General features: G+C 71.1%; 16 protein-coding genes, 1 tRNA gene and 1 pseudogene. 14 read left to right on the plus strand and 4 right to left on the minus strand.

Going from position 1 to position 18,505, the window contains the following annotated elements; all coding sequences use genetic code 11:
- The 3 genes and pseudogenes from ACTIR_RS26990 to ACTIR_RS0119950 all read left to right on the plus strand — a co-directional run.
- A pseudogene (locus tag ACTIR_RS26990) lies at window positions 1-322 on the plus strand (MFS transporter); the annotation flags it as partial.
- A gap of 525 nt (window positions 323-847) precedes the next feature.
- Complete coding sequence (locus ACTIR_RS27300) at window positions 848-1,750, plus strand: transglycosylase SLT domain-containing protein (protein ID WP_026455592.1); 903 nt, start codon at window positions 848-850, stop codon at window positions 1,748-1,750.
- A 224-nt stretch (window positions 1,751-1,974) separates the two neighbouring features.
- Window positions 1,975-2,352 carry a carboxymuconolactone decarboxylase family protein gene (locus ACTIR_RS0119950; protein WP_007023402.1) on the plus strand — a complete coding sequence of 126 codons (378 nt, stop codon included), beginning with the start codon at window positions 1,975-1,977 and terminating at the stop codon, window positions 2,350-2,352.
- 20 nt (window positions 2,353-2,372) lie between these two features.
- Here ACTIR_RS0119950 and ACTIR_RS0119955 read toward each other — a convergent pair whose 3' ends face one another.
- On the minus strand, window positions 2,373-2,558 hold the full coding sequence (locus ACTIR_RS0119955; RefSeq protein WP_026455593.1) for a DUF5708 family protein: 186 nt from the start codon (window positions 2,556-2,558) through the stop codon (window positions 2,373-2,375).
- 224 nt (window positions 2,559-2,782) lie between these two features.
- Between ACTIR_RS0119955 and ACTIR_RS0119960 the strand changes: the two genes are divergently transcribed.
- Together ACTIR_RS0119960 and ACTIR_RS0119965 are read left to right on the plus strand one after the other, a co-directional pair.
- The gene (locus ACTIR_RS0119960; RefSeq protein ID WP_026455594.1) at window positions 2,783-3,523 is read left to right on the plus strand and encodes a M15 family metallopeptidase; all 741 of its coding nucleotides are present in this window, start codon (window positions 2,783-2,785) and stop codon (window positions 3,521-3,523) included.
- Between the two features lie 370 nt (window positions 3,524-3,893).
- Entirely contained in the window at window positions 3,894-4,274 is a 381-nt protein-coding gene (locus tag ACTIR_RS0119965; RefSeq protein WP_026455595.1) for a VOC family protein, read from the plus strand.
- 169 nt (window positions 4,275-4,443) lie between these two features.
- On the opposite strand, the gene ACTIR_RS0119970 is transcribed toward ACTIR_RS0119965, so the two are convergent.
- A tRNA-Arg gene (locus ACTIR_RS0119970) sits at window positions 4,444-4,516 on the minus strand.
- Window positions 4,517-4,764: 248 nt separating this feature from the next.
- Here ACTIR_RS0119970 and ACTIR_RS0119975 point away from each other — a divergent pair.
- Window positions 4,765-5,730, plus strand: coding sequence for a cation diffusion facilitator family transporter (locus ACTIR_RS0119975; RefSeq protein WP_161629657.1), 966 nt, complete (start codon window positions 4,765-4,767; stop codon window positions 5,728-5,730).
- A gap of 57 nt (window positions 5,731-5,787) precedes the next feature.
- On the opposite strand, the gene ACTIR_RS0119980 is transcribed toward ACTIR_RS0119975, so the two are convergent.
- Both ACTIR_RS0119980 and ACTIR_RS0119985 read right to left on the minus strand, forming a co-directional pair.
- Window positions 5,788-6,711 carry a DUF305 domain-containing protein gene (locus tag ACTIR_RS0119980; protein WP_026455597.1) on the minus strand — a complete coding sequence of 308 codons (924 nt, stop codon included), beginning with the start codon at window positions 6,709-6,711 and terminating at the stop codon, window positions 5,788-5,790.
- A 3-nt stretch (window positions 6,712-6,714) separates the two neighbouring features.
- Entirely contained in the window at window positions 6,715-7,542 is an 828-nt protein-coding gene (locus ACTIR_RS0119985; protein WP_026455598.1) for a DUF3105 domain-containing protein, read from the minus strand.
- A gap of 122 nt (window positions 7,543-7,664) precedes the next feature.
- Here ACTIR_RS0119985 and argS point away from each other — a divergent pair, with 122 nt between their 5' ends.
- The 8 genes from argS to prfA all read left to right on the plus strand — a co-directional run bounded on the left by argS (window position 7,665) and on the right by prfA (window position 18,498).
- Window positions 7,665-9,320: an arginine--tRNA ligase gene (gene argS / locus ACTIR_RS0119990; protein ID WP_026455599.1), complete on the plus strand. Its 1,656-nt coding sequence runs from the start codon at window positions 7,665-7,667 to the stop codon at window positions 9,318-9,320.
- Between the two features lie 127 nt (window positions 9,321-9,447).
- Window positions 9,448-10,887, plus strand: coding sequence for a diaminopimelate decarboxylase (gene lysA, locus ACTIR_RS0119995; RefSeq protein ID WP_026455600.1), 1,440 nt, complete (start codon window positions 9,448-9,450; stop codon window positions 10,885-10,887).
- Between the two features lie 107 nt (window positions 10,888-10,994).
- Entirely contained in the window at window positions 10,995-12,302 is a 1,308-nt protein-coding gene (locus tag ACTIR_RS0120000; protein ID WP_026455601.1) for a homoserine dehydrogenase, read from the plus strand.
- Window positions 12,299-13,417 (plus strand): threonine synthase, encoded by a 1,119-nt coding sequence (gene thrC / locus ACTIR_RS0120005; RefSeq protein ID WP_026455602.1) that lies wholly within the window; start codon window positions 12,299-12,301, stop codon window positions 13,415-13,417. The genes ACTIR_RS0120000 and thrC overlap by 4 nt, the downstream gene beginning before the upstream one ends.
- Before the next feature lie 88 nt (window positions 13,418-13,505).
- A complete protein-coding gene (thrB, locus tag ACTIR_RS0120010) occupies window positions 13,506-14,384 on the plus strand; it encodes a homoserine kinase (protein ID WP_007023392.1) in 879 nt (292 codons plus the stop codon).
- 407 nt (window positions 14,385-14,791) lie between these two features.
- Window positions 14,792-16,927: a transcription termination factor Rho gene (rho, locus tag ACTIR_RS0120015; RefSeq protein ID WP_026455603.1), complete on the plus strand. Its 2,136-nt coding sequence runs from the start codon at window positions 14,792-14,794 to the stop codon at window positions 16,925-16,927.
- 170 nt (window positions 16,928-17,097) lie between these two features.
- Window positions 17,098-17,328 (plus strand): 50S ribosomal protein L31, encoded by a 231-nt coding sequence (gene rpmE, locus ACTIR_RS0120020; RefSeq protein WP_007023390.1) that lies wholly within the window; start codon window positions 17,098-17,100, stop codon window positions 17,326-17,328.
- Between the two features lie 99 nt (window positions 17,329-17,427).
- Window positions 17,428-18,498: a peptide chain release factor 1 gene (gene prfA, locus ACTIR_RS0120025; protein WP_026455604.1), complete on the plus strand. Its 1,071-nt coding sequence runs from the start codon at window positions 17,428-17,430 to the stop codon at window positions 18,496-18,498.
- Window positions 18,499-18,505: the final 7 nt, after the last annotated feature.

Here is an 18,505-nt window from a genome sequence, read left to right on the forward strand (position 1 = left end):
GACCGCCGCGGTCGGCGTCCTCGCGGCTGCGGGTCTCGCGGCGGGCCCGGTCGGTCTCGGCGGTGTCGCCCTCTTCTACGCGGTCTACCGGGCCGTGCTGGTCGTCGGGCACGCCCGGCTGCAGGAGCGGATCGCGGGTCACTCCCGTGCGACGGTGACCTCGTTCGCCGGCCTCGGCAGCGGGCTCGCGGGGCCCCTCGTCTTCGGGGCCTGGGCGCTCGGCGCCCTCCCGGCGGTAGCGGTCCTCGCCGCGCTGGTGGCGCTGACCCTGCCGTACGGGCTCCGGGTCCCCGTCCGGAGGCCGACGGCGCCGGTCCACTGATCCGCGGACACCCGGAGCGCGTCCCGAACGAACACTCCGCGACCGTGTCACCCCGCCGGGCATCCGGATCGCACACGGACCGCAGTCCTTTCCCCCGCAATTCGTGGCCGTCGGTACGAGAACGATCGTGATTGGCTACCGGAAGTGGTTCTCCGCCGTTCCGGATCCGTTCCCGTAGGCAAGATCGAAATTGTGCCGTCGGGTCTGGGATGTTGCCGTGCGGAGATCGGTGACCGGATCGGGAAGATCAGCGGGACGGCCTTCGTGAACGGCGTCACGGGTCGTCTTCATCGCTGGGCACAGGGCTGAACAAACAGGCGTGCCCGGAAGGTTGCCCGAACCAAACCCACTTGATCTGTGTTCCTGACCACCCATTGATGACCGCCGACGTTGTCGTTTCGTAATCTCGCGGAGGCCTCAACAAAGCCGATCTTCATCGAAGCGGACGGTTCCCCGAGTCCCCCGCCGTCGGCCGAGCCCCCGAACAGTGCCGACGGAAACGTACGCGAGAAGGAGACCACGCAGGTGGCAGACCACACGATGTTCGAGCGCGTGAAGGACATTCTCACGCGAACGGCCCCGACCCGAAACATCCAGGCGCCCGCGCTCCGCCGTTCCCTGCGCGACACGACCCGCAACTACGCCTCCGTCGGCGTGCTCGTCGCCTTCGTCGGCGGTGTCACCGGCCCCGCGCTGATGGCCGGTACGGACGACCCGACGACGGCAGCGGTCCAGCCCGCGTCCAGTGCGATCGTGCAGGACGCCCGGGCGGGTGCCTCCCCGGACGGAGGCGGCGACGGCGCCGCAAGCTCCGACGACGAGGACTCCGACGACGCCGGTGACCCCGCCGAGGCCAGGGGTGGCGACGGCGGCGGACCCGTCGGCGGTGGGCAGCCCGCCCCGAAGAGCGGCGATCCGGAGGGGGAGAACACCCCCGCGGACGCGGAGAAGGACGACGGCGGCGAGCCCGCCGAGGAGAAGGACGAGCCCGCACCCGCCGAGGCGGCCGACAACCGGGCCGACGCCGAGGGCGGTGGTGCGGCGCCCGCTCCCGAGGCGGTGGAGCCGGTCGACGAACTCGACGGCTGGATCCGTACCGCCATCGGCATCCTGCAGGACAACGGCACCCCGGTCTCCGCCGAGCACGTCGACGAGATCCGGACCATCATCGAGAAGGAGTCGAGCGGGGACCCCAGGGCCATCAACAACTGGGACATCAACGCCGCGCGCGGCACCCCGTCCAAGGGCCTGATGCAGACCATCGACCCGACGTTCGACTCCTACAAGCTGCCGGGCCACGGTGAGATCTATGACCCGGTCGACAACATCATCGCGGGTGTGCGCTACACCTTCGACCGCTACGGCGGCTTCGCTGAGCACCCCGGTCTGGCCTCGATGGCCGAGGGGGGCGGCTACCAGGGCTACTGAGGAGCCCGGACGCCTCCTGCGGGGCTCGTTCGTGTTCCTCGGGTGGGGCCCGGTCGCTTCCGGTGGGAAGTGACCGGGCCCCACGCCTGTCGGGCCGCGTTCCGGTTCCGTGGTGCGCCCGGTCCCGCGTACCGTGATCATCGGGTGTGTGGCCGTGCCGCATGCCGGGCATCCGTGCACGGTCCGGACATCCGCGGTACGGGTGAGCGACACGGAGGCGGTCGATGACGAGCTACGGCAGGGCGGTGCGGCACGAACTGGGGGCTCCCACCCGGGAGCTGCGGCGGTGGATCCCCGGGGCGTACGAGGGGTACAAACAGCTCCACGACGCCACCATGGCCGCGGGTGAACTGGACACGAAGACCAAGGAGCTCATCGCGCTCGCCGTCTCGGTGAGCAGGCAGTGCGACGGGTGCATCGCCGCCCACGCCCAGGGCGCGGTCCGCAACGGCGCGACCCTCGGTGAGGCGGCCGAGGCGATCGGGGTGAACTTCATGATGGACGGCGGACCCGCCACCGTGTACGGGGCCCGCGCCTTCGCCGCCGTCACCGAGTACCACGAACGCGAGCACGGCACGTCGGAGTCGACACAGGACGGCTGACCCACCCCCCCGGGGGGAGCTCATTTCCGCCGGGCGACGAGATAACCCGTCACGACGAGCTCGATGCCGCCGAGCACGGCGAGCACCACGCCGACCTTGTCGAGCGCGAACACGGGCGTCTCGACATTCCCGGCCGTGGTCGCGAGGATCATGCCCACGACGAGCATGCCGGTGCCGGCGGCGAGCGATGCGGTGTGTTGGGACATGACACCTCTTTGGGACGGTTGAGCCCGTCCTACCAGGGTGCGGCGCGCACCGTGGCGGAAATGGCGATCCCGTCAATTCCGTGGGGCCGGGCTACGGCATCCGGCCCACGACGACCGGCGGCGCCCGTCCGGCTGGCGACCACCGGCAGGTGTTGCCCCGGTGCGGTGCCGACGATGAGCATGACGCCTCGACGAGGTCCGGACCGGTCCTTCGAGGAGGCGAGATGTTCCGACGTGCCGTGAGCCTGTTCGCCGCGTTGGCGCTGGCGGTCGGTGGTCTGGCGGGTGCCGCGGTCGCCGCGCCGGCGACGGCGTCGGCCGATTCCTGCTACACCTGGAACCGCACCCTGCAACGCGGCGCGAGCGGCAGCGATGTCGCGCAGTTGCAGATCCGGGTGGCCGGTTGGGTGAGTCACGGCGAGACACTTGCCATCGACGGGCAGTACGGCCCGGCGACCGAGGCCGCCGTGCAGCGGTTCCAGAGCGGCTACGGACTGGCCGCCGACGGGGTGGCCGGGCCGCAGACCTACGACCGGATCTACGCGTTGCAGGACGCCGACTGCACGCCGATCCACTTCAGCCATTCCGAGTTCAACGACAACTGCGGGGCGAACAGCTACTACGGCGGGACGGTGTCCGCGGCGACCGCGCGGGAGAACATCCGCCGTGTGATGTGGCAGCTGGAGGCACTCCGGCACAAGCTCGGCGACCGCCCGCTCGTGATCACCTCCGGTTTCCGCAGCGAGTCCTGCAACGCCGCGGTCGGCGGCTCCCCGACCAGCCTGCACATGTACGGCCGGGCGGCCGACCTCGGACTGGCGAGCGGCCCGACGCAGTGTCAGATGTGGTCCTCGGCGCGCTCGGCGGGATTCGAGGAGATCCTCGGCCCGGGCTATCCGAACCACAACGACCACGTCCACGTCGGCAACAAGTCCACCCGCTTCTGGCGCGCCCCCAACTGCTGACCCCCGCTCCCGCGAGTCGACACCCCAAACCCGCGAGTTGACACCCCACGACCGCGAGTCGACATCCCAGGACCGCGAGTCGACATCCCAGGACCGCGAACTGGCGCGGTACGGCCGCGAGTTGACGGCCGTGCCGCGCCAACCGCGCTCCCGGCCATGGGGCCGCGGTCCCCGGGAGTCGGAGAAAGCGAGATCAGCGGCGGTGGTGTGGAGTGAGCTGCACGGGCCGTATGTGCGGCCGGGCGTCTCCGCGATCAATCTGTTCGTGACTGCTCGCGGTGCCTGGTACCTTCCCCGAGGTCGCGCTGCGGGACGTTCACGATCCCACGCGGGCCTTCCGTGATTCCCAGGCTGAGAGTGGGTGCGGTGAATGGCATGTCGTATCAGTGAGCTCGTGCTCAACTGCCACGATCCCGAGCGGCTGGCGCGATTCTGGTGCGAGGTACTGGACTTCGTCGTGCTCGACCCCGACGACCACGGTGCGATCGAGATCGGACCGCGGGAGGGCTTCGGCGGACCGCAGCCGACTCTGATCCTCCGACCCGGCACCGAACAGGCGGCGGGCACGGTGCCGCTGCACATCGACGTGAACCCCACCGACCGTGACATGGATGCCGAACTCGAACGTCTCCTGGCGCTCGGGGCGCGGCGAGCCGACATCGGCCAGACCGGCGAGGAGCCCTGGCACGTTCTCGCCGACCCCGAGGGCAATGCGTTCTGCCTGCTGAAGGCTCGCCTCGATCCGCTCTGACGACCCGGTGCCCGCGGTCGGAGCGTTCGAGGACCATCGCACCCGCGTCCTCGTCCGTCCGACCGTGAAGGCCGACCGTAGGATGCGACCGGGTACGGCCGGTCGAACAGAGAAAAGCCCTGACTGGCGTCTCCGCTGGTCAGGGCTTTTTTGCATGGTCGATCCTGGGCGCCCTCGGCAGGATTCGAACCTGCGACACCTGCCTCCGGAGGGCAGTGCTCTATCCACTGAGCTACGAGGGCCCATCGCCGTGCGACATGAGAAGCGTACCGCACGGCCCGGGCGGGGGGTACGGGCGGGGGTCGATCCGGACCCGCCCGCGGGCAGTGGTCCAGGTACTCGCCCCGTTCCACGGGAGCGGCACCCGGAGTGCACGCCCGGGTGCGCTGCGTTTACCGGGCGGTGGCCACGGGAAGTAGGTCGTACGGTGGGCGCGTGTCGTGAGTCAGGGGAGCCTCACCTCACCCCGCAAAGCATTGCAATCATGCGCATGTCGCTATATGTTCGCGACGAGACGAGGGAAGGAGGCACGGGCATGGGGCACGGCCACGACCATGTCGCGGTCCCGCGGTCCGACAGCGCGTCCGGCAGGTACGTGCGGAACCTGGCCGGGGCGCTCGCTGTCGGTGTCGTGTTCCTGGTCGTCGAACTCGCGGTGGGATTGGCGACGTCCTCGCTGGCGCTGCTGTCCGACGCCGCGCACATGTTCACCGACGTCCTCGGTGTGGGAATGGCGCTGGCTGCGGTCGTCCTCGCCGGACGGAGCGGGCCGACGTTCACCCGCACCTTCGGCCTCTACCGGGGTGAGGTGTTCGCCGCGCTGGTGAACGCGGTGTTGCTGTTCGGGGTCGCCGGGTACGTCCTCTACGAGGCCGTGTCCCGGGTCGTCGATCCCCCCGAGGTGCCGGGGTTGCCCGTGCTGCTCGCCGCGGCCGGGGGACTCGTCGCCAATGTGGTGGCGTTCCTGCTGTTGCGCAGAGGGGCGGAGGAGAGCCTCAACGTCCGCGGTGCCTATCTGGAGGTGCTGGCCGACCTGATCGGGTCGCTGGCCGTGCTGGCGAGCGGGGCGATCACCCTGCTCACCGGGTGGCGCTACGCCGACCCGATCGCGGGCGTGGCGATCGGGCTGTTCGTGCTCCCGAGGACGGCGGTGCTGGCCCGGCGTGCGCTGCGGATCCTCTTCCAGCACGCGCCGCGCGGCATCGACGTCGCCGGACTGAACACCGCACTGCACGCACTGCCCGGTGTGGAGGACGTGCACGACCTGCACGTGTGGACGCTCACCTCGGGGATGGAGGTCGCCTCGGCCCACCTGACGGTCGGCCCCGGCACCGAGACGGAGCCGGTGCTGCGGCAGGCCCAGCAGGTGCTGTCCGCGCGCTACGCGATCGAGCACGCGACGCTGCAGGTGGAGCCCCGCGAGTCGGCCGAACGCTGTGCCCAGCTGTCCTGGTGACCGGGCGCGCGGCGATCGGCAGCGTGGTCGTCGGGCCCGGGTGACGACGCGCGGTCGTCAGGGGAACGGCAGCGGTTCGGCGTCGCGCTCGGCGAGCAACGTGCGCATGAGGTCCACCTCGGCGCCCTGGACGTCGAGCATGCTCTGCGCCAGCATGCGCACCGCCCCCACCTCGGAGTGCTCGACGGCGTACCGGGCCATGTCGACGCCGCCCTGATGGTGCCGCAGCATCAGCTGCAGGAAGGAGACGTCCAGCTCCTCGCCGGACAACGACCGCATCCGGGCCAACTCGTCCTCGGTCGCCATCCCCGGCATCAGGGGATCGCCTGCGGACCTCGGTGCGTTCCCGTCCCCGTGCGCCCCGGCGTCACCGTGTGCACCGCCGTCGCCGTCTGCATTTTCACCGTGGCCGGACATCCACGTCATCGGTTCGCCGACGGCCTGCTCCGGTTCGCCCCACAGCATGAGCCAACCCTTCATCCGGCCGACCTGCTCCAGCTGTGTGCTCCCGATGTCGAACGCGAGCTGGCGGACGGCCCGGTTGTCACTGCGGTCGCGCACCATGTTCGACATCGTCACAGCCTGGAGGTGGTGCGCCGCCATGTCCTGGGCGAAGCCCACCGAGACAGGGTCGGCGCCCGCCGTGCGGGACGCGGCCGTGTCGGCCCCCTCCCGGTTCTCGGCGAGCAACATCCCGCCGGTCGCGCCGACCAGCAGGAGGGCGACCGCGAGAGCCCCGGCGATCACCACGCGCGACCAGGTCGGCGTACCCGCCAGGCCGGGACGTGCCGTTCCGGATTCCCCGGACTCCGTCGTCTCCGCCCCCGTCGTCTCCGCCCCCGTCGTCTCCGCCCCCGTCGTCTCCGCCCCCGTCGTCTCCGACTCCGCGGCCTCCGGATGCGCGGTCTCCGGATGCGCCGCCTCGCCCGATCCCGTCCCGTTGTCGTCCCGGCTGTCGTCCGGTTCCTCCTGCCCGGTCACCGGTCAGCCTTCCGTGGTCCCGCCGGGCTGGGGCACGTCGCCCATCTGGGGGGCGGCGTCCGAGCCGTCGTAGTCCATCGGCTTGGCGTCCGGCCCCGGCGGCTCCGCGTTGAACGGCGGCGGGTTGTCCGGGTCGAACTGGCCGGGCCCGGCGTCGCAGGAGGCGCCGACCTCGGGGTAGGTGTTCGGGTTGCGGCGCAGCGCGGCGATGAACTGGTCGATGCGCTCGTCGGTGACGCTGTCGACCTGCAACTGGTGACCCCAGGACTGCAGCGAGACCGGGGCGTCCAGGCCGGGGTAGGGCGACATCATGGTGTAGGGCTTGCCCTCCACCCGCAGCTTCAGCGTCTCCAGGTCCTCGCCGGTGACCTTCTCCGGGTTGTAGGCGATCCAGACGGCGCCGTGCTCGAGCGAGTGCACCATGTTCTCGGTCCGCACGCCCTGGTCGTAGACGGTGCCGACGCAGGCCGCCCAGACACCGTCGTGCGGGCCGCCGAACGGGGGCGTCTTGTCGTAGGCGACCCGTTCGGTGGGCAGCACGTGCGCGCCGGCCTCGTACTGCTCGGTGACCACACCCTCGATCTCGGTCGAGGGGTCCGGGTTGTCGTCCGTCGGCGCGAACGACGCCTCGGCCGCGTCCTCGCGTTCCCGCTGGGCCCGCTGGTCCCCGGAGGCCACGTAGTAGTAGCCGAACACCGTGGCGGCCAGCAGGACGATGGCCGCCACCGCGCTGATCGTGCCCCACGGGACCTGCTTCTTGGCCGCCACCGATCCCCGGGCCGCCGAGACGGCGCTCTTCGGGGCGCCCTTCTTCCTGCTACCGCTGGCCATGGCTCCTGTCGTCTCCGTTCGGCTGCCGTCGCGCACCGCGACGTCGTCCCCGCCCGTGCAGTGTAGTGATGCTCCCGACGGTCGGTGTCATCGGACGCGGCCGACGGACTTACACTCGCCTGGTGACCCCTGCCGCTCTCGCCGACCTCGTCCGTTCGTCCGCCGTGCGCGTCCTGGCCGACCGTGGCCTCGACCACAGCGTCCTGCCCGAGCGTGTCACGGTCGAGCGACCACGCAACCCCGAGCACGGGGACTACGCCACGAACCTGGCCCTGCAGGTGGCCAAGAAAGTCGGACTGGCGCCGCGTGAACTGGCCGAGGCGCTCGCGGATGTGATCTCGGACACAGACGGGGTGGAGTCCGCCGAGGTCGCCGGTCCGGGCTTTCTCAACCTGCGGCTGGCCGCGGACGCCCAGGGGGAGATCGTGCGTCGCGTGCTGGCGGCGGGGGCCGCGTACGGCCACGGCACGGCGCTGGCGGGGCACCGCATCAACCTGGAGTTCGTCTCCGCCAATCCCACCGGCCCGATCCACCTCGGCGGCACCCGGTGGGCCGCGGTGGGGGACGCGCTCGGCCGGGTGCTGACCGCGCAGGGCGCCGAGGTCACCCGCGAGTACTACTTCAACGACGCCGGTGCGCAGATCGACCGGTTCGTGCGGTCGCTGACCGCCGCGGCGCTCGGTGAGAACGCCCCCGACGACGGGTACGCGGGTGCCTACGTCGACGACATCGCCGCCGAGGTCGTGCGCAAGGAGCCGGACGTGCTCTCCCTGCCCGCCGCCGAGCGGGACGAGGTCTTCCGCAGGCTCGGCGTCGGCCTGATGTTCGACGAGATCAAGCGCAGTCTGCACGAGTTCGGCACGGACTTCGACGTGTTCTTCCACGAGGACTCGCTGCACTCCTCCGGTGCGGTGAGCGACGTGGTCGAGGAGCTGAAACGGGCGGGCAGCCTGTACTTCGCCGACGAGGCGTGGTGGCTGCGCTCCACCGAGCACGGGGACGACAAGGACCGTGTGGTCATCAAGTCCGACGGTGACCCGGCCTACATCGCCGGGGACCTGGCCTACCTCCGGGACAAGATCAACCGGGGCTTCGACCTCTGCCTCTACATGCTCGGGGCGGACCACCACGGCTACGTCGCCCGGCTCAAGGCGGCCGCCGCCGCGATGGGCCACAGCCCGGACACCGTCGAGGTGATGATCGGGCAGATGGTCAACCTCGTCAGCGGGGGCGAGCCGGTGCGGATGAGCAAGCGGGCGGGTACCGTCGTAACCCTGGAGGATCTCGTCGAGGCCGTCGGCGTGGACGCCGCCCGCTACGAGCTGGCCCGCTACTCCGTCGACTCGACGATCGACATCGACCTCGACCTCCTGCGCAGGCACACCAACGAGAACCCCGTGTTCTACGTGCAGTACGCGCATGCCCGGCTGGCCTCGTTGCAGCGCAACGCCGCCGAGCTGGGCCTCGCCCGGCGGCCCGACGCCGATGTCGGGCTGCTGACCCACCCCAGAGAAGGGGACCTGATCCGCACGATCGGGGAATTCCCCGACGTATTGACCAAGGCGGCCGAGTTGCGCGAACCGCACCGTGTCGCCCGGTACCTGGAATCGCTCGCGTCGGCGTACCACAAGTTCTACGACGTGGCACGGGTGCTGCCCCAGGGCGACGAGGAGCCGACCCCGCTCACCGACGCCCGTCTCGCCCTGTGTGAGGCCGCACGTCAGGTCCTGGCCAACGGCCTCGGACTGCTCGGCGTGTCCGCACCGGAGCGGATGTAGCCGACGGCCGGGGGCGAGGCCCGGTACCGGGCGGGCACGGCGGCGTAGCGTCGACACCGTGGCCGAGTCCGTAGCATCGCGTGGCGCGTGCGCGCGCCGCGCGTGTTCGCCGTAGAAGGAACTAGCAATGTGCGCACACCCCGCGGGGCCCCGGCACGCGGAGGTCCACCCGCACGTGGACCAGGCCGGGTTCCCGCCGTCCACACCGGAGGAACTGGACCGGCTCTATCCGAAGGTCTGGCCCCGCAACACCTACCGCGCGCCCGACGGTGTCGTGCGGATCGCGGGCGTGGACGTCCGCGAGCTCGCCCGCATCTACGGCACGCCGTTGTTCGTCATCGACGAGGCCGACTTCAAGTCGCGCTGTGCCGAGTACGCCGAGGCGTTCGACGACCCCGCCCTCGTGCACTACGCGGGCAAGGCGTTCCTGTCCACCGAGATCGCCCGGTGGGTGGCGGCGCAGGGGCTGAGCCTGGACGTGTGCAGCGGTGGGGAACTGGCGATCGCGGAGCGCGCCGAGTTCCCGCCGGAACGCATCACCTTCCACGGCAACAACAAGTCGAGCGCCGAGCTGGACGCCGCGGTCGCGGCCGGGGTCGGCACGGTGGTGCTGGACTCGTACCACGAGATCGCCCGGCTCGCCGACATCGCGGAACGGCACGGGGTGACCCAGTCGGTGCTCGTGCGGGTCACCGTCGGTGTCGAGGCGCACACCCACGAGTTCATCGCCACTGCGCACGAGGATCAGAAGTTCGGCTTCTCGCTCGCCACGGGCGAGGCGCACGAGGCGGTGCGCCGGGTGCTGAACACGTCGTCGCTGCGGTTGACGGGGCTGCACAGCCACATCGGCTCGCAGATCTTCGACACCGACGGCTTCGAGGTCGCCGCGCGGCGGGTGGTCGGCCTGCTGGCGGATCTGCGCAAGGAGCACGGCCCGGAGCTGCTGGACCAGCTCAACCTCGTCGACCTCGGGGGCGGGTTCGGGATCGCCTACACCGACCGGGACAACCCGCCGCCGCCCGCGCAGATGGTCACCCAGATTCGGGAGATCGTGCACAAGGAGTGCGCCTTCGCCGACCTGCCGGTGCCGAGGATCGCGGGGGAGCCGGGCCGGGCGATCGCCGGTCCGGGCACCGTGACGCTGTACGAGGTGGGCACGATCAAGGACGTCGCGCTCGGCGACGAGGCGGTGCGCCGGTTCGTCAGCGTCGACGGCGGGATGAGCGACAACATCCGGACCGCGCTCTACGACGCGGCCTACGACTGCCGGCTCGTCTCCCGGTCCAGCGACGAGGGGCGGCCGGGCACCGTCGCCGCCGCGCTGTCCCGCGTGGTGGGAAAGCACTGTGAGTCCGGTGACATCGTCGTCCGTGACTGCTGGCTACCGGACACCCTGGCCCCCGGCGATCTCGTCGCGGTGGCGGCCACCGGTGCGTACTGCTACTCGATGGCGAGCAACTACAACCGGCAGCCACGCCCCCCGGTGGTCGCGGTGCGCAACGGCCACCACCGGCTGCTGCTGAGGCGGGAGACGAACGAGGACATGCTTCGACTGGAGGTGTCGTGAGCGACGATGTTGTGGGCGCTCGCGAGCACCGACCGGGATGGGCCCCCGCTGCGGCACAATCATCGGCCGCAGTAGGGGAGGGTGTCCCGCAGAGCACTGGAGGTGTCGTGAGCGACGATCGCGAGGCGCCCGTGAAGGTCGCGCTGCTCGGCTGCGGCACGGTCGGCGGTGAGGTGACGCGGACCCTGCTCGAGCACGCCGACGAGCTCGCGGCGCGGATCGGTGCCCCCGTCGAGCTGGCCGGTATCGCGGTGCGCCGCCCGGACAAGCATCCGGAACTGCCGCAGCACCTGCTGACCTCGGACGCGGGCGCGCTCGTGGAGTCCGATGTGGACCTCGTGGTCGAACTGATCGGCGGGATCGAGCCGGTGCGCGGGTGGCTGCTGACGGCGCTGCGCAAGGGAAAGTCCGTGGTGACCGGCAACAAGGCGCTGCTGGCCGAGTACGGTGCGGAACTCTCCGCCGCGGCGAACGAGTCCGGGGCGGATCTCTACTACGAGGCCGCGGTGGCGGGTGCCATCCCGTTGCTGCGTCCGCTGCGGGAGTCCCTGGCGGGGGACCGGATCACCCGCGTGATGGGCATCGTGAACGGGACGACCAACTTCATCCTGTCCGCCATGGACTCCACGGGGGCCAGTTACGGCGAGACGCTGGACGAGGCGACCCGGCTCGGTTACGCCGAGGCGGACCCGAGCGCGGACGTCGACGGGTACGACGCCGCGTCCAAGGCCGCGATCCTGGCGTCGCTGGCCTTCCACACCCGGGTCACGGCCGCCGACGTGCACCGGGAGGGCATCTCGGGGATCAACTCGTCGGACATCGCGGCGGCGCGGCGGCTGGGCCGGACGGTCAAGCTGCTCTCGATCTGTGAGCGGGTGGAGAACGAGGACGGCTCCGAGTCGGTCTCGGCCCGGGTACACCCGGTGATGATCCCGCGGGGACATCAGCTGGCGGGCGTCGGCGGGGCGATGAACGCCGTCTACGTGGAGGCCGCGGCCGCGGGCGAGCTGATGTTCTACGGTCAGGGTGCGGGGGGTGCGCCGACGGCCAGCGCCGTGCTCGGTGATCTGGTGTCCGCCGCCCGGAACCGGGTCGCGGGTGGCCGTGGTCCCCGGGAGTCCGCCCACGCGGCGCTGCCGGTGCGTCCGATGGGGCGGACCCCGACGCGGTACCACATCAGCCTGGACGTCGCGGACCGGCCGGGTGTGCTGGCGCAGATCGCCCAGGTGTTCGCGGTGCACGACGTGAGCATCGCGGCGGTGCGGCAGCGCGACAAGCACTCGACCGCGAGCCTGGTGGTGGTGACACACTCGGCCCCGGACGCGGCCCTGCGGGCCACGGTCGACGAGATCAGCAAGCTCGATGTCGTCCGGGAAGTGGTCAGTGTGATGCGGGTGGAAGGCGAGGAATCGTGAACAGGCACGGCGAGAGCGGCGCGGACGACGCCGCCGCGCAGGACCGTGGCCACGCGGCCCGGCCGGGCTGGCCCGGGGTCGTGGCCGCCTACTCCTCGCGGATCCCGGTCCCCGGGGACGCCGAGATCGTCACCCTCGGGGAGGGCAACACACCGTTGCTGTCCGCTCCGCACCTGTCGGAGCTGACCGGGTGCGAGGTGTACCTGAAGGTCGAGGGGGCCAACCCGACCGGATCCTTCAAGGACCGCGGGATGACGCTGGCCATCACGCACGCGAAGGCGAGCGGACTGCAGGCGGTCATCTGCGCCTCGACCGGGAACACCTCCGCCTCCGCCGCGGCCTACGCCACGCGTGCCGGACTGACCACCGCCGTCCTGGTGCCGCAGGGCAAGATCGCGATGGGGAAGATGGCGCAGGCCGTCCTGCACGGTGCGCGCATCCTGCAGATCGAGGGCAATTTCGACGACTGCCTCGAACTCGCCCGCAAGACGGCGACGGACTATCCGGTGACCCTGGTCAACTCGGTCAACCCGGTACGGCTGGTGGGACAGAAGAGCGCGGCGTGGGAGATCTGCGACGTGCTCGGCCACGCGCCGGACATCCACTGCCTGCCGGTGGGCAACGCCGGCAACATCACGGCCTACTGGCGCGGCTACCGCGAGTACGCGGCCGACGGCCTGACGGACCGGGTGCCCCGGATGTTCGGGTTCCAGGCGGCCGGGGCCGCCCCGATGGTCAGCGGGGAACCGGTCGCCGATCCGGAGACGGTCGCCACCGCGATCCGCGTGGGCAGTCCCGCGTCGTGGGACTCCGCCGTGGAGGCGCAGACCGCCAGCGGTGGCCTGTTCGACGCGGTCACCGACGAGAAGATCCTGGAGGCGTACCGGCTGCTGGCGGGCCGGGAGGGTGTGTTCGTGGAACCGTCCTCGGCGACCGGGGTGGCCGGCCTGTTGAAGACCGCGGCGGACGGCAGGCTCCCCCGTGGGGCGACGGTCGTGTGCACGGTGACCGGGCACGGACTGAAGGACCCGGCCACCGCGTTGGAGAACAACGTGGAGGTGGAACCGCTCGCCGTGGACCCGCGTGCCGTGGCCGCCGCACTGGAACTGTCGTGACACCACGTCCCGGGCGGGTCCCCGCGTTCCGGGACGCGGGGGCCGACAGCACGTCAGGAGCGCACGGCCGAGTGGGGAGAGGGACCGAGTGAAGTACACGATCACCGTGCCGGGCTCGACGGCGAACCTCGGCCCCGGCTTCGACACCTTCGGCATGGCGCTGGGGCTGTACGACGTCGTCGAGGTCGCCGTGGCCGGGTCCGGCCTCACGATCGAGGTCCGCGACGCCGGGGCGGGGGACATGTCGGAGGTCCCCACGGACGACACCCATCTGGTCGTGCGCGCGTTGCGGCGGGCCTGCACGTATCTCGGGGTGGACGTGCCGGGGCTGTGGCTGCGCTGCCACAACGCCGTCCCGCACTCCCGGGGTCTCGGGTCGTCCGCCGCGGCGGCCGTGGCGGGGGTGGCCGCGGGATACGCCCTGGCGGGCAAGGATCTCGACGACACGGCGCTGCAGCTGGCCGCCGAGTTCGAGGGGCACGCCGACAACGCCGCCGCGAGTCTGCTGGGCGGGTTCGTGGTGGCCTGGCAGGACGAGGGGGCGTTCCACGCCCAGCGGCTGACACCGCACCCGTCCCTGCGGCCCGTGGTGGCGGTCCCGGACGACCGCTCCTCCACGGGGCGTACGCGGGGACTGCTGCCGGACACCGTCCCGCACGCGGACGCCGCGTTCGCCGCGAGCCGCAGCGCACTCGCCGTGCACGCGATCACGACGCGCCCGGACCTGTTGTCGGTGGCCACGCAGGACCGGTTGCACCAGGACTACCGGGAACCGGCGTTCCCCGCCACGGTCCGGCTCGTGCGGGCGCTGCGGGCCCGTGGCGTGGCCGCGGCGGTCTCGGGCGCGGGGCCCTCGGTGTTCGCGCTGACGACGACGGGAATACTCCCGCCCGAGGTCGACGTTGACGGATTCGACGTCTTCGAACTGCCCGTCGACCGGGACGGTGTGCGGGTGACGGTGGGCTGACACCGGCCGATCCGGTGCGCGAACACCGCCCCCGGTGCGATTCGGACGGGGTGGCGACAGCTCCTTGTCGCGCACCGTGCGGCGTGAGCCACACCACGTGGGGGGTGGTTGTTGCACCCGGACCGGCGGCGGTCTACCCTCGGAGGCGTTCGGTCACCGTGCATTCCCGCACCCGGTGCCAGGTTCACGGATCTCCTCCGGAGCGGATTGTCCGCTCTCTTTCGCGGGTGTCCGGTGGACGCGGTGATCGGCCCTGTCTCGTGCCGGCGGTTCCTCCGCTCGTGTTCTCGCAACCTCGGCGTCGGATCCGTCTGCACAGGGACCCCATACGCCGTCTCGCAATTCGGACGCGGGCGGCGGTCCGCTGGTTCACGCGTGGAGGCGTGGACCGGTCAGGAAGGACATGTGTGAGCAACACCGATCTTTTGAGTGGCGACGTGGAGCCTCAGTCGGCATCGGGCTCGGGGGAACAGTCGTCGCAGTCCAACGGTTCGGCCACGTCCCCGAAGCGGCGTCCCGGTGGCCTGTCGGGCATGGTGATCGCCGAGCTTCGCGCGTTGGCGACCGAGTTGGGCATCGGCGACACCACGGGCATGCGCAAGGGCGATCTGATCGCCGCGATCCGTGAGCGTCAGGGCAAGAGCAAGCGCGGCAGGAACGACGAGGACGACGCGGATTCCGGCCACGCCGACGCCTCTCCGGCCGGGAAGGGGTCCGCTGCCACGGATTCGGGTGCGGGCCCGTCGAGCGCGGGGAAGGCGGAGAACGTGGGGAAGGCGGAGAACGCGGGGAAGGCCGAGGACTCCGCCGGCACCGCGGCCGCGACGTTGCCGCTGGACGGGATGAGCGACTCCCCGGACGCCGGCGCCCGGAGCGGTTCGGAGCCCGCGGCCGGAGGGACGGAGACCGGTTCGGGCGGGTCCCCGGACGGTGGCTCCCCGGACGGGGAAGGCCGGTCCTCCGGGACCGGACGCGGTGACCGCAGGTCCGGCGAGGGCAAATCGTCCGGCGAGAGCAAATCGTCCGGCGAGGGCGCGCAGGAGGACGGCGGCGGTTCCGGCCGTTCCGGCAGACGCCGTCGCGGTTCCGGCCGTGGTGGGGGGTCCGCGGGCAACGCCGGTTCCGGCGACACCTCCGGCTCCACCCGCACGGACGAGGAGTCCGGCAGGCAGAAGGGCGACGGCTCGGGGGATGGCTCGACCGGCCAGCGGGACGGCGACCAGCGCAGGCAGAACGGCAACCAGGGCCGCCAGAACAACGCGGGCGGCCAGGGTGGTCAGGGCGCCCAGGGCGGCCAGGACGACGACGAGCGCGGTGGCCGTCGTGGCCGCCGGTACCGCGACCGCAAGCGGCGCGGCCGGGGCGAGGGCGGCGGTGGCACCGACACCGACGTCCGTGAGGACGACGTGCTGCTCCCCGTCGCCGGGATCCTCGACGTGCTGGAGAACTACGCGTTCGTGCGCACCTCGGGGTACCTGCCCGGGCAGAACGACGTCTACGTCTCGATGTCGCTGGTGCGCAAGCACGGGCTGCGTCGCGGCGACGCGATCACCGGGGTCGTCCGGCAGCCGCGGGAGGGCGAACAGCAGCGGCAGAAGTTTAACCCGCTCGTGCGGGTGGACTCGGTCAACGGCCTCGACGCGGACGTCGCGAAGAAGCGGGCCGAGTTCCACAAGCTGACCCCGCTCTACCCCAACGAGCGACTGCGGCTGGAGACCACGCCGAACAAGATGACCACCCGGGTCATCGACCTGGTGATGCCGGTCGGCAAGGGACAGCGTGCGCTGATCGTGTCCCCGCCGAAGGCGGGCAAGACGACGATCATGCAGGACGTCGCGAACGCGATCACCACGAACAACCCCGAGTGCCACCTGATGGTCGTGCTCGTGGACGAGCGGCCCGAAGAGGTCACCGACATGCAGCGGTCGGTCAACGGCGAGGTGATCGCCTCGACGTTCGACCGTCCGCCGTCGGACCACACCTCGGTGGCCGAGCTGTCCATCGAGCGGGCCAAGCGGCTGGTCGAGATGGGGCACGACGTGGTGGTGCTGCTCGACTCGATCACCCGCCTCGGCCGGGCCTACAACCTGGCCGCCCCGGCGTCCGGCCGGATCCTGTCCGGTGGTGTGGACTCCACGGCGCTGTTCCCGCCGAAGCGGTTCCTCGGCGCGGCGCGCAACATCGAGGGCGGCGGGTCGCTGACCATCTTCGCCACGGCGATGGTGGAGACGGGATCCACCGGCGACACGGTGATCTTCGAGGAGTTCAAGGGCACCGGCAACGCCGAGCTCAAGCTGGACCGCAAGATCGCCGAGCGGCGGGTGTTCCCCGCGGTGGACGTCAACCCGTCCGGCACCCGGAAGGAGGAGCTGCTGCTCTCGCCGGACGAGCTCGGTGTGACGCACAAGCTGCACCGGGTGCTGCACGCGCTGGACACGCAGCAGGCGATCGACCTCCTGCTGGACCGGCTGCGCAAGACGAAGACGAACGCCGAGTTCCTGATGCAGGTCTCCAAGACCACCCCCGGTGCGGAGGAGGACTGACACCTCCCACCGGGCAGGTGCGGCGACGGTTTCCGCCGGGCACCCGGAATACGGGTCCCGGCGGGGACGTTGTTGTGAGTCTGGCAGACTTGTTCCGCTACACGTCCGGCACCGGTTCACCCCGGTACGCCCGTCCCGGGGATCCGGCGGCCATCTCCAGAGAGGACACCATGAAGAGCGGTATTCACCCCGACTACGTGACCACCACGGTCACGTGTGGTTGCGGCAACAGCTTCACCACCAGGAGCACCAGTGAGACCGGCTCCATCCAGGTCGAGATCTGCTCCGCGTGCCACCCGTTCTACACCGGCAAGCAGAAGATCCTGGACACCGGCGGCCGCGTGGCCCGGTTCGAGGCCCGGTACGGCAAGCGCCGCGGCAAGGGCTCGAACGACCAGTAGCTCCGACGACGGCGCCCGCTCCCGACCCGCGACGCGGCCGGGAGCGGGCGCCGTTTTTCTCAGTCACCCGGGAAAGGTCGGCACGAGGAAGGTGGGGCCGTGGATTCGAGCTCACTGCGGACGCTGCTCGACGAGTACGCCGAACTGGAACAGCAGCTCGCGGACCCGGCCGTGCACGCCGACCAGACCCGTGCCCGCAGGTTGGGGCGTCGCTACGCCGAACTGGCGCCCGTGGTCAAGACGCTGAACGAGCTGGAGACCGCGCGGTCGGATCTGGGCACCGCGCGCGAGCTCGCCGCGGAGGACGACTCGTTCGCCGAGGAGGCCGAGCAGCTGGCGCGGACGGTGCCCGCGCTGGAATCCCGGCTCACCGAACTGTTGCTGCCCCGCGATCCGCACGACGCCTCGGACGTCGTCATGGAGATCAAGTCGGGGGAGGGTGGCGAGGAGTCCGCCCTGTTCGCGGGAGACCTGCTGCGGATGTATCTGCGTTACGCCGAACGGGAGGGCTGGAAGGCCGAGATCCTGGACGCCACGGAGTCCGAGCTGGGCGGGTACAAGGACGTGACGGTGTCGCTGAAGAGCCGGGGCACCGAGGCCGACGGCGTCTGGGCCCGGATGAAGTTCGAGGGCGGGGTGCACCGCGTCCAGCGCGTGCCCGCCACCGAGTCGCAGGGCCGCATCCACACCTCCGCGGCGGGGGTGCTGATCTACCCCGAGCCGGAGGAGGTCGAGGTGGAACTCGACATGAACGACCTCCGGATCGACGCGTTCCGCTCGTCCGGACCGGGCGGGCAGAGCGTGAACACCACCGATTCCGCGATCCGCGTGACCCACCTGCCGACCGGCGTCGTGGTCTCGTGTCAGAACGAGAAGTCCCAGATCCAGAACCGCGCGCGGGCCATCCGGGTCCTGCACGCGCGGTTGCAGGCCATGGCCGAGGAGGAGGCCGAGGCCCGGGCCGCGGAGGACCGCCGTTCCCAGGTGCGCACCGTCGACCGGTCGGAGCGGGTGCGCACCTACAACTTCCCGGAGAACCGCATCTCCGACCACCGGATCAACTACAAGGCCTACAACCTGGACCAGGTTCTCGAAGGCGACCTGACCGGCGTGCTCGACGCCCTGCGCGCCGCCGACCGGGCCGAGCGCATGGCCGACTCCGGGGTGTGAGCGCGGC

The organism is Saccharomonospora iraqiensis subsp. iraqiensis (assembly GCF_000430445.1).
GTDB lineage: Bacteria > Actinomycetota > Actinomycetes > Mycobacteriales > Pseudonocardiaceae > Saccharomonospora > Saccharomonospora iraqiensis.

What these genes read in the sequence shown, in the direction of transcription:
- ACTIR_RS0119950 (WP_007023402.1), top strand. Translation starts at nt 1,975, where the DNA reads ATGACGAGCTACGGCAGGGCGGTGCGGCACGAACTGGGGGCTCCCACC.
- rpmE (WP_007023390.1), top strand. Translation starts at nt 17,098, where the DNA reads ATGAAGAGCGGTATTCACCCCGACTACGTGACCACCACGGTCACGTGT.
- lysA (WP_026455600.1), top strand. Translation starts at nt 9,448, where the DNA reads ATGTGCGCACACCCCGCGGGGCCCCGGCACGCGGAGGTCCACCCGCAC.
- ACTIR_RS0119960 (WP_026455594.1), top strand. Translation starts at nt 2,783, where the DNA reads ATGTTCCGACGTGCCGTGAGCCTGTTCGCCGCGTTGGCGCTGGCGGTC.
- ACTIR_RS0119965 (WP_026455595.1), top strand. Translation starts at nt 3,894, where the DNA reads ATGGCATGTCGTATCAGTGAGCTCGTGCTCAACTGCCACGATCCCGAG.
- ACTIR_RS0119955 (WP_026455593.1), bottom strand. Translation starts at nt 2,558, where the DNA reads ATGTCCCAACACACCGCATCGCTCGCCGCCGGCACCGGCATGCTCGTC.
- ACTIR_RS0119985 (WP_026455598.1), bottom strand. Translation starts at nt 7,542, where the DNA reads ATGGCCAGCGGTAGCAGGAAGAAGGGCGCCCCGAAGAGCGCCGTCTCG.
- ACTIR_RS0119975 (WP_161629657.1), top strand. Translation starts at nt 4,765, where the DNA reads ATGTCGCTATATGTTCGCGACGAGACGAGGGAAGGAGGCACGGGCATG.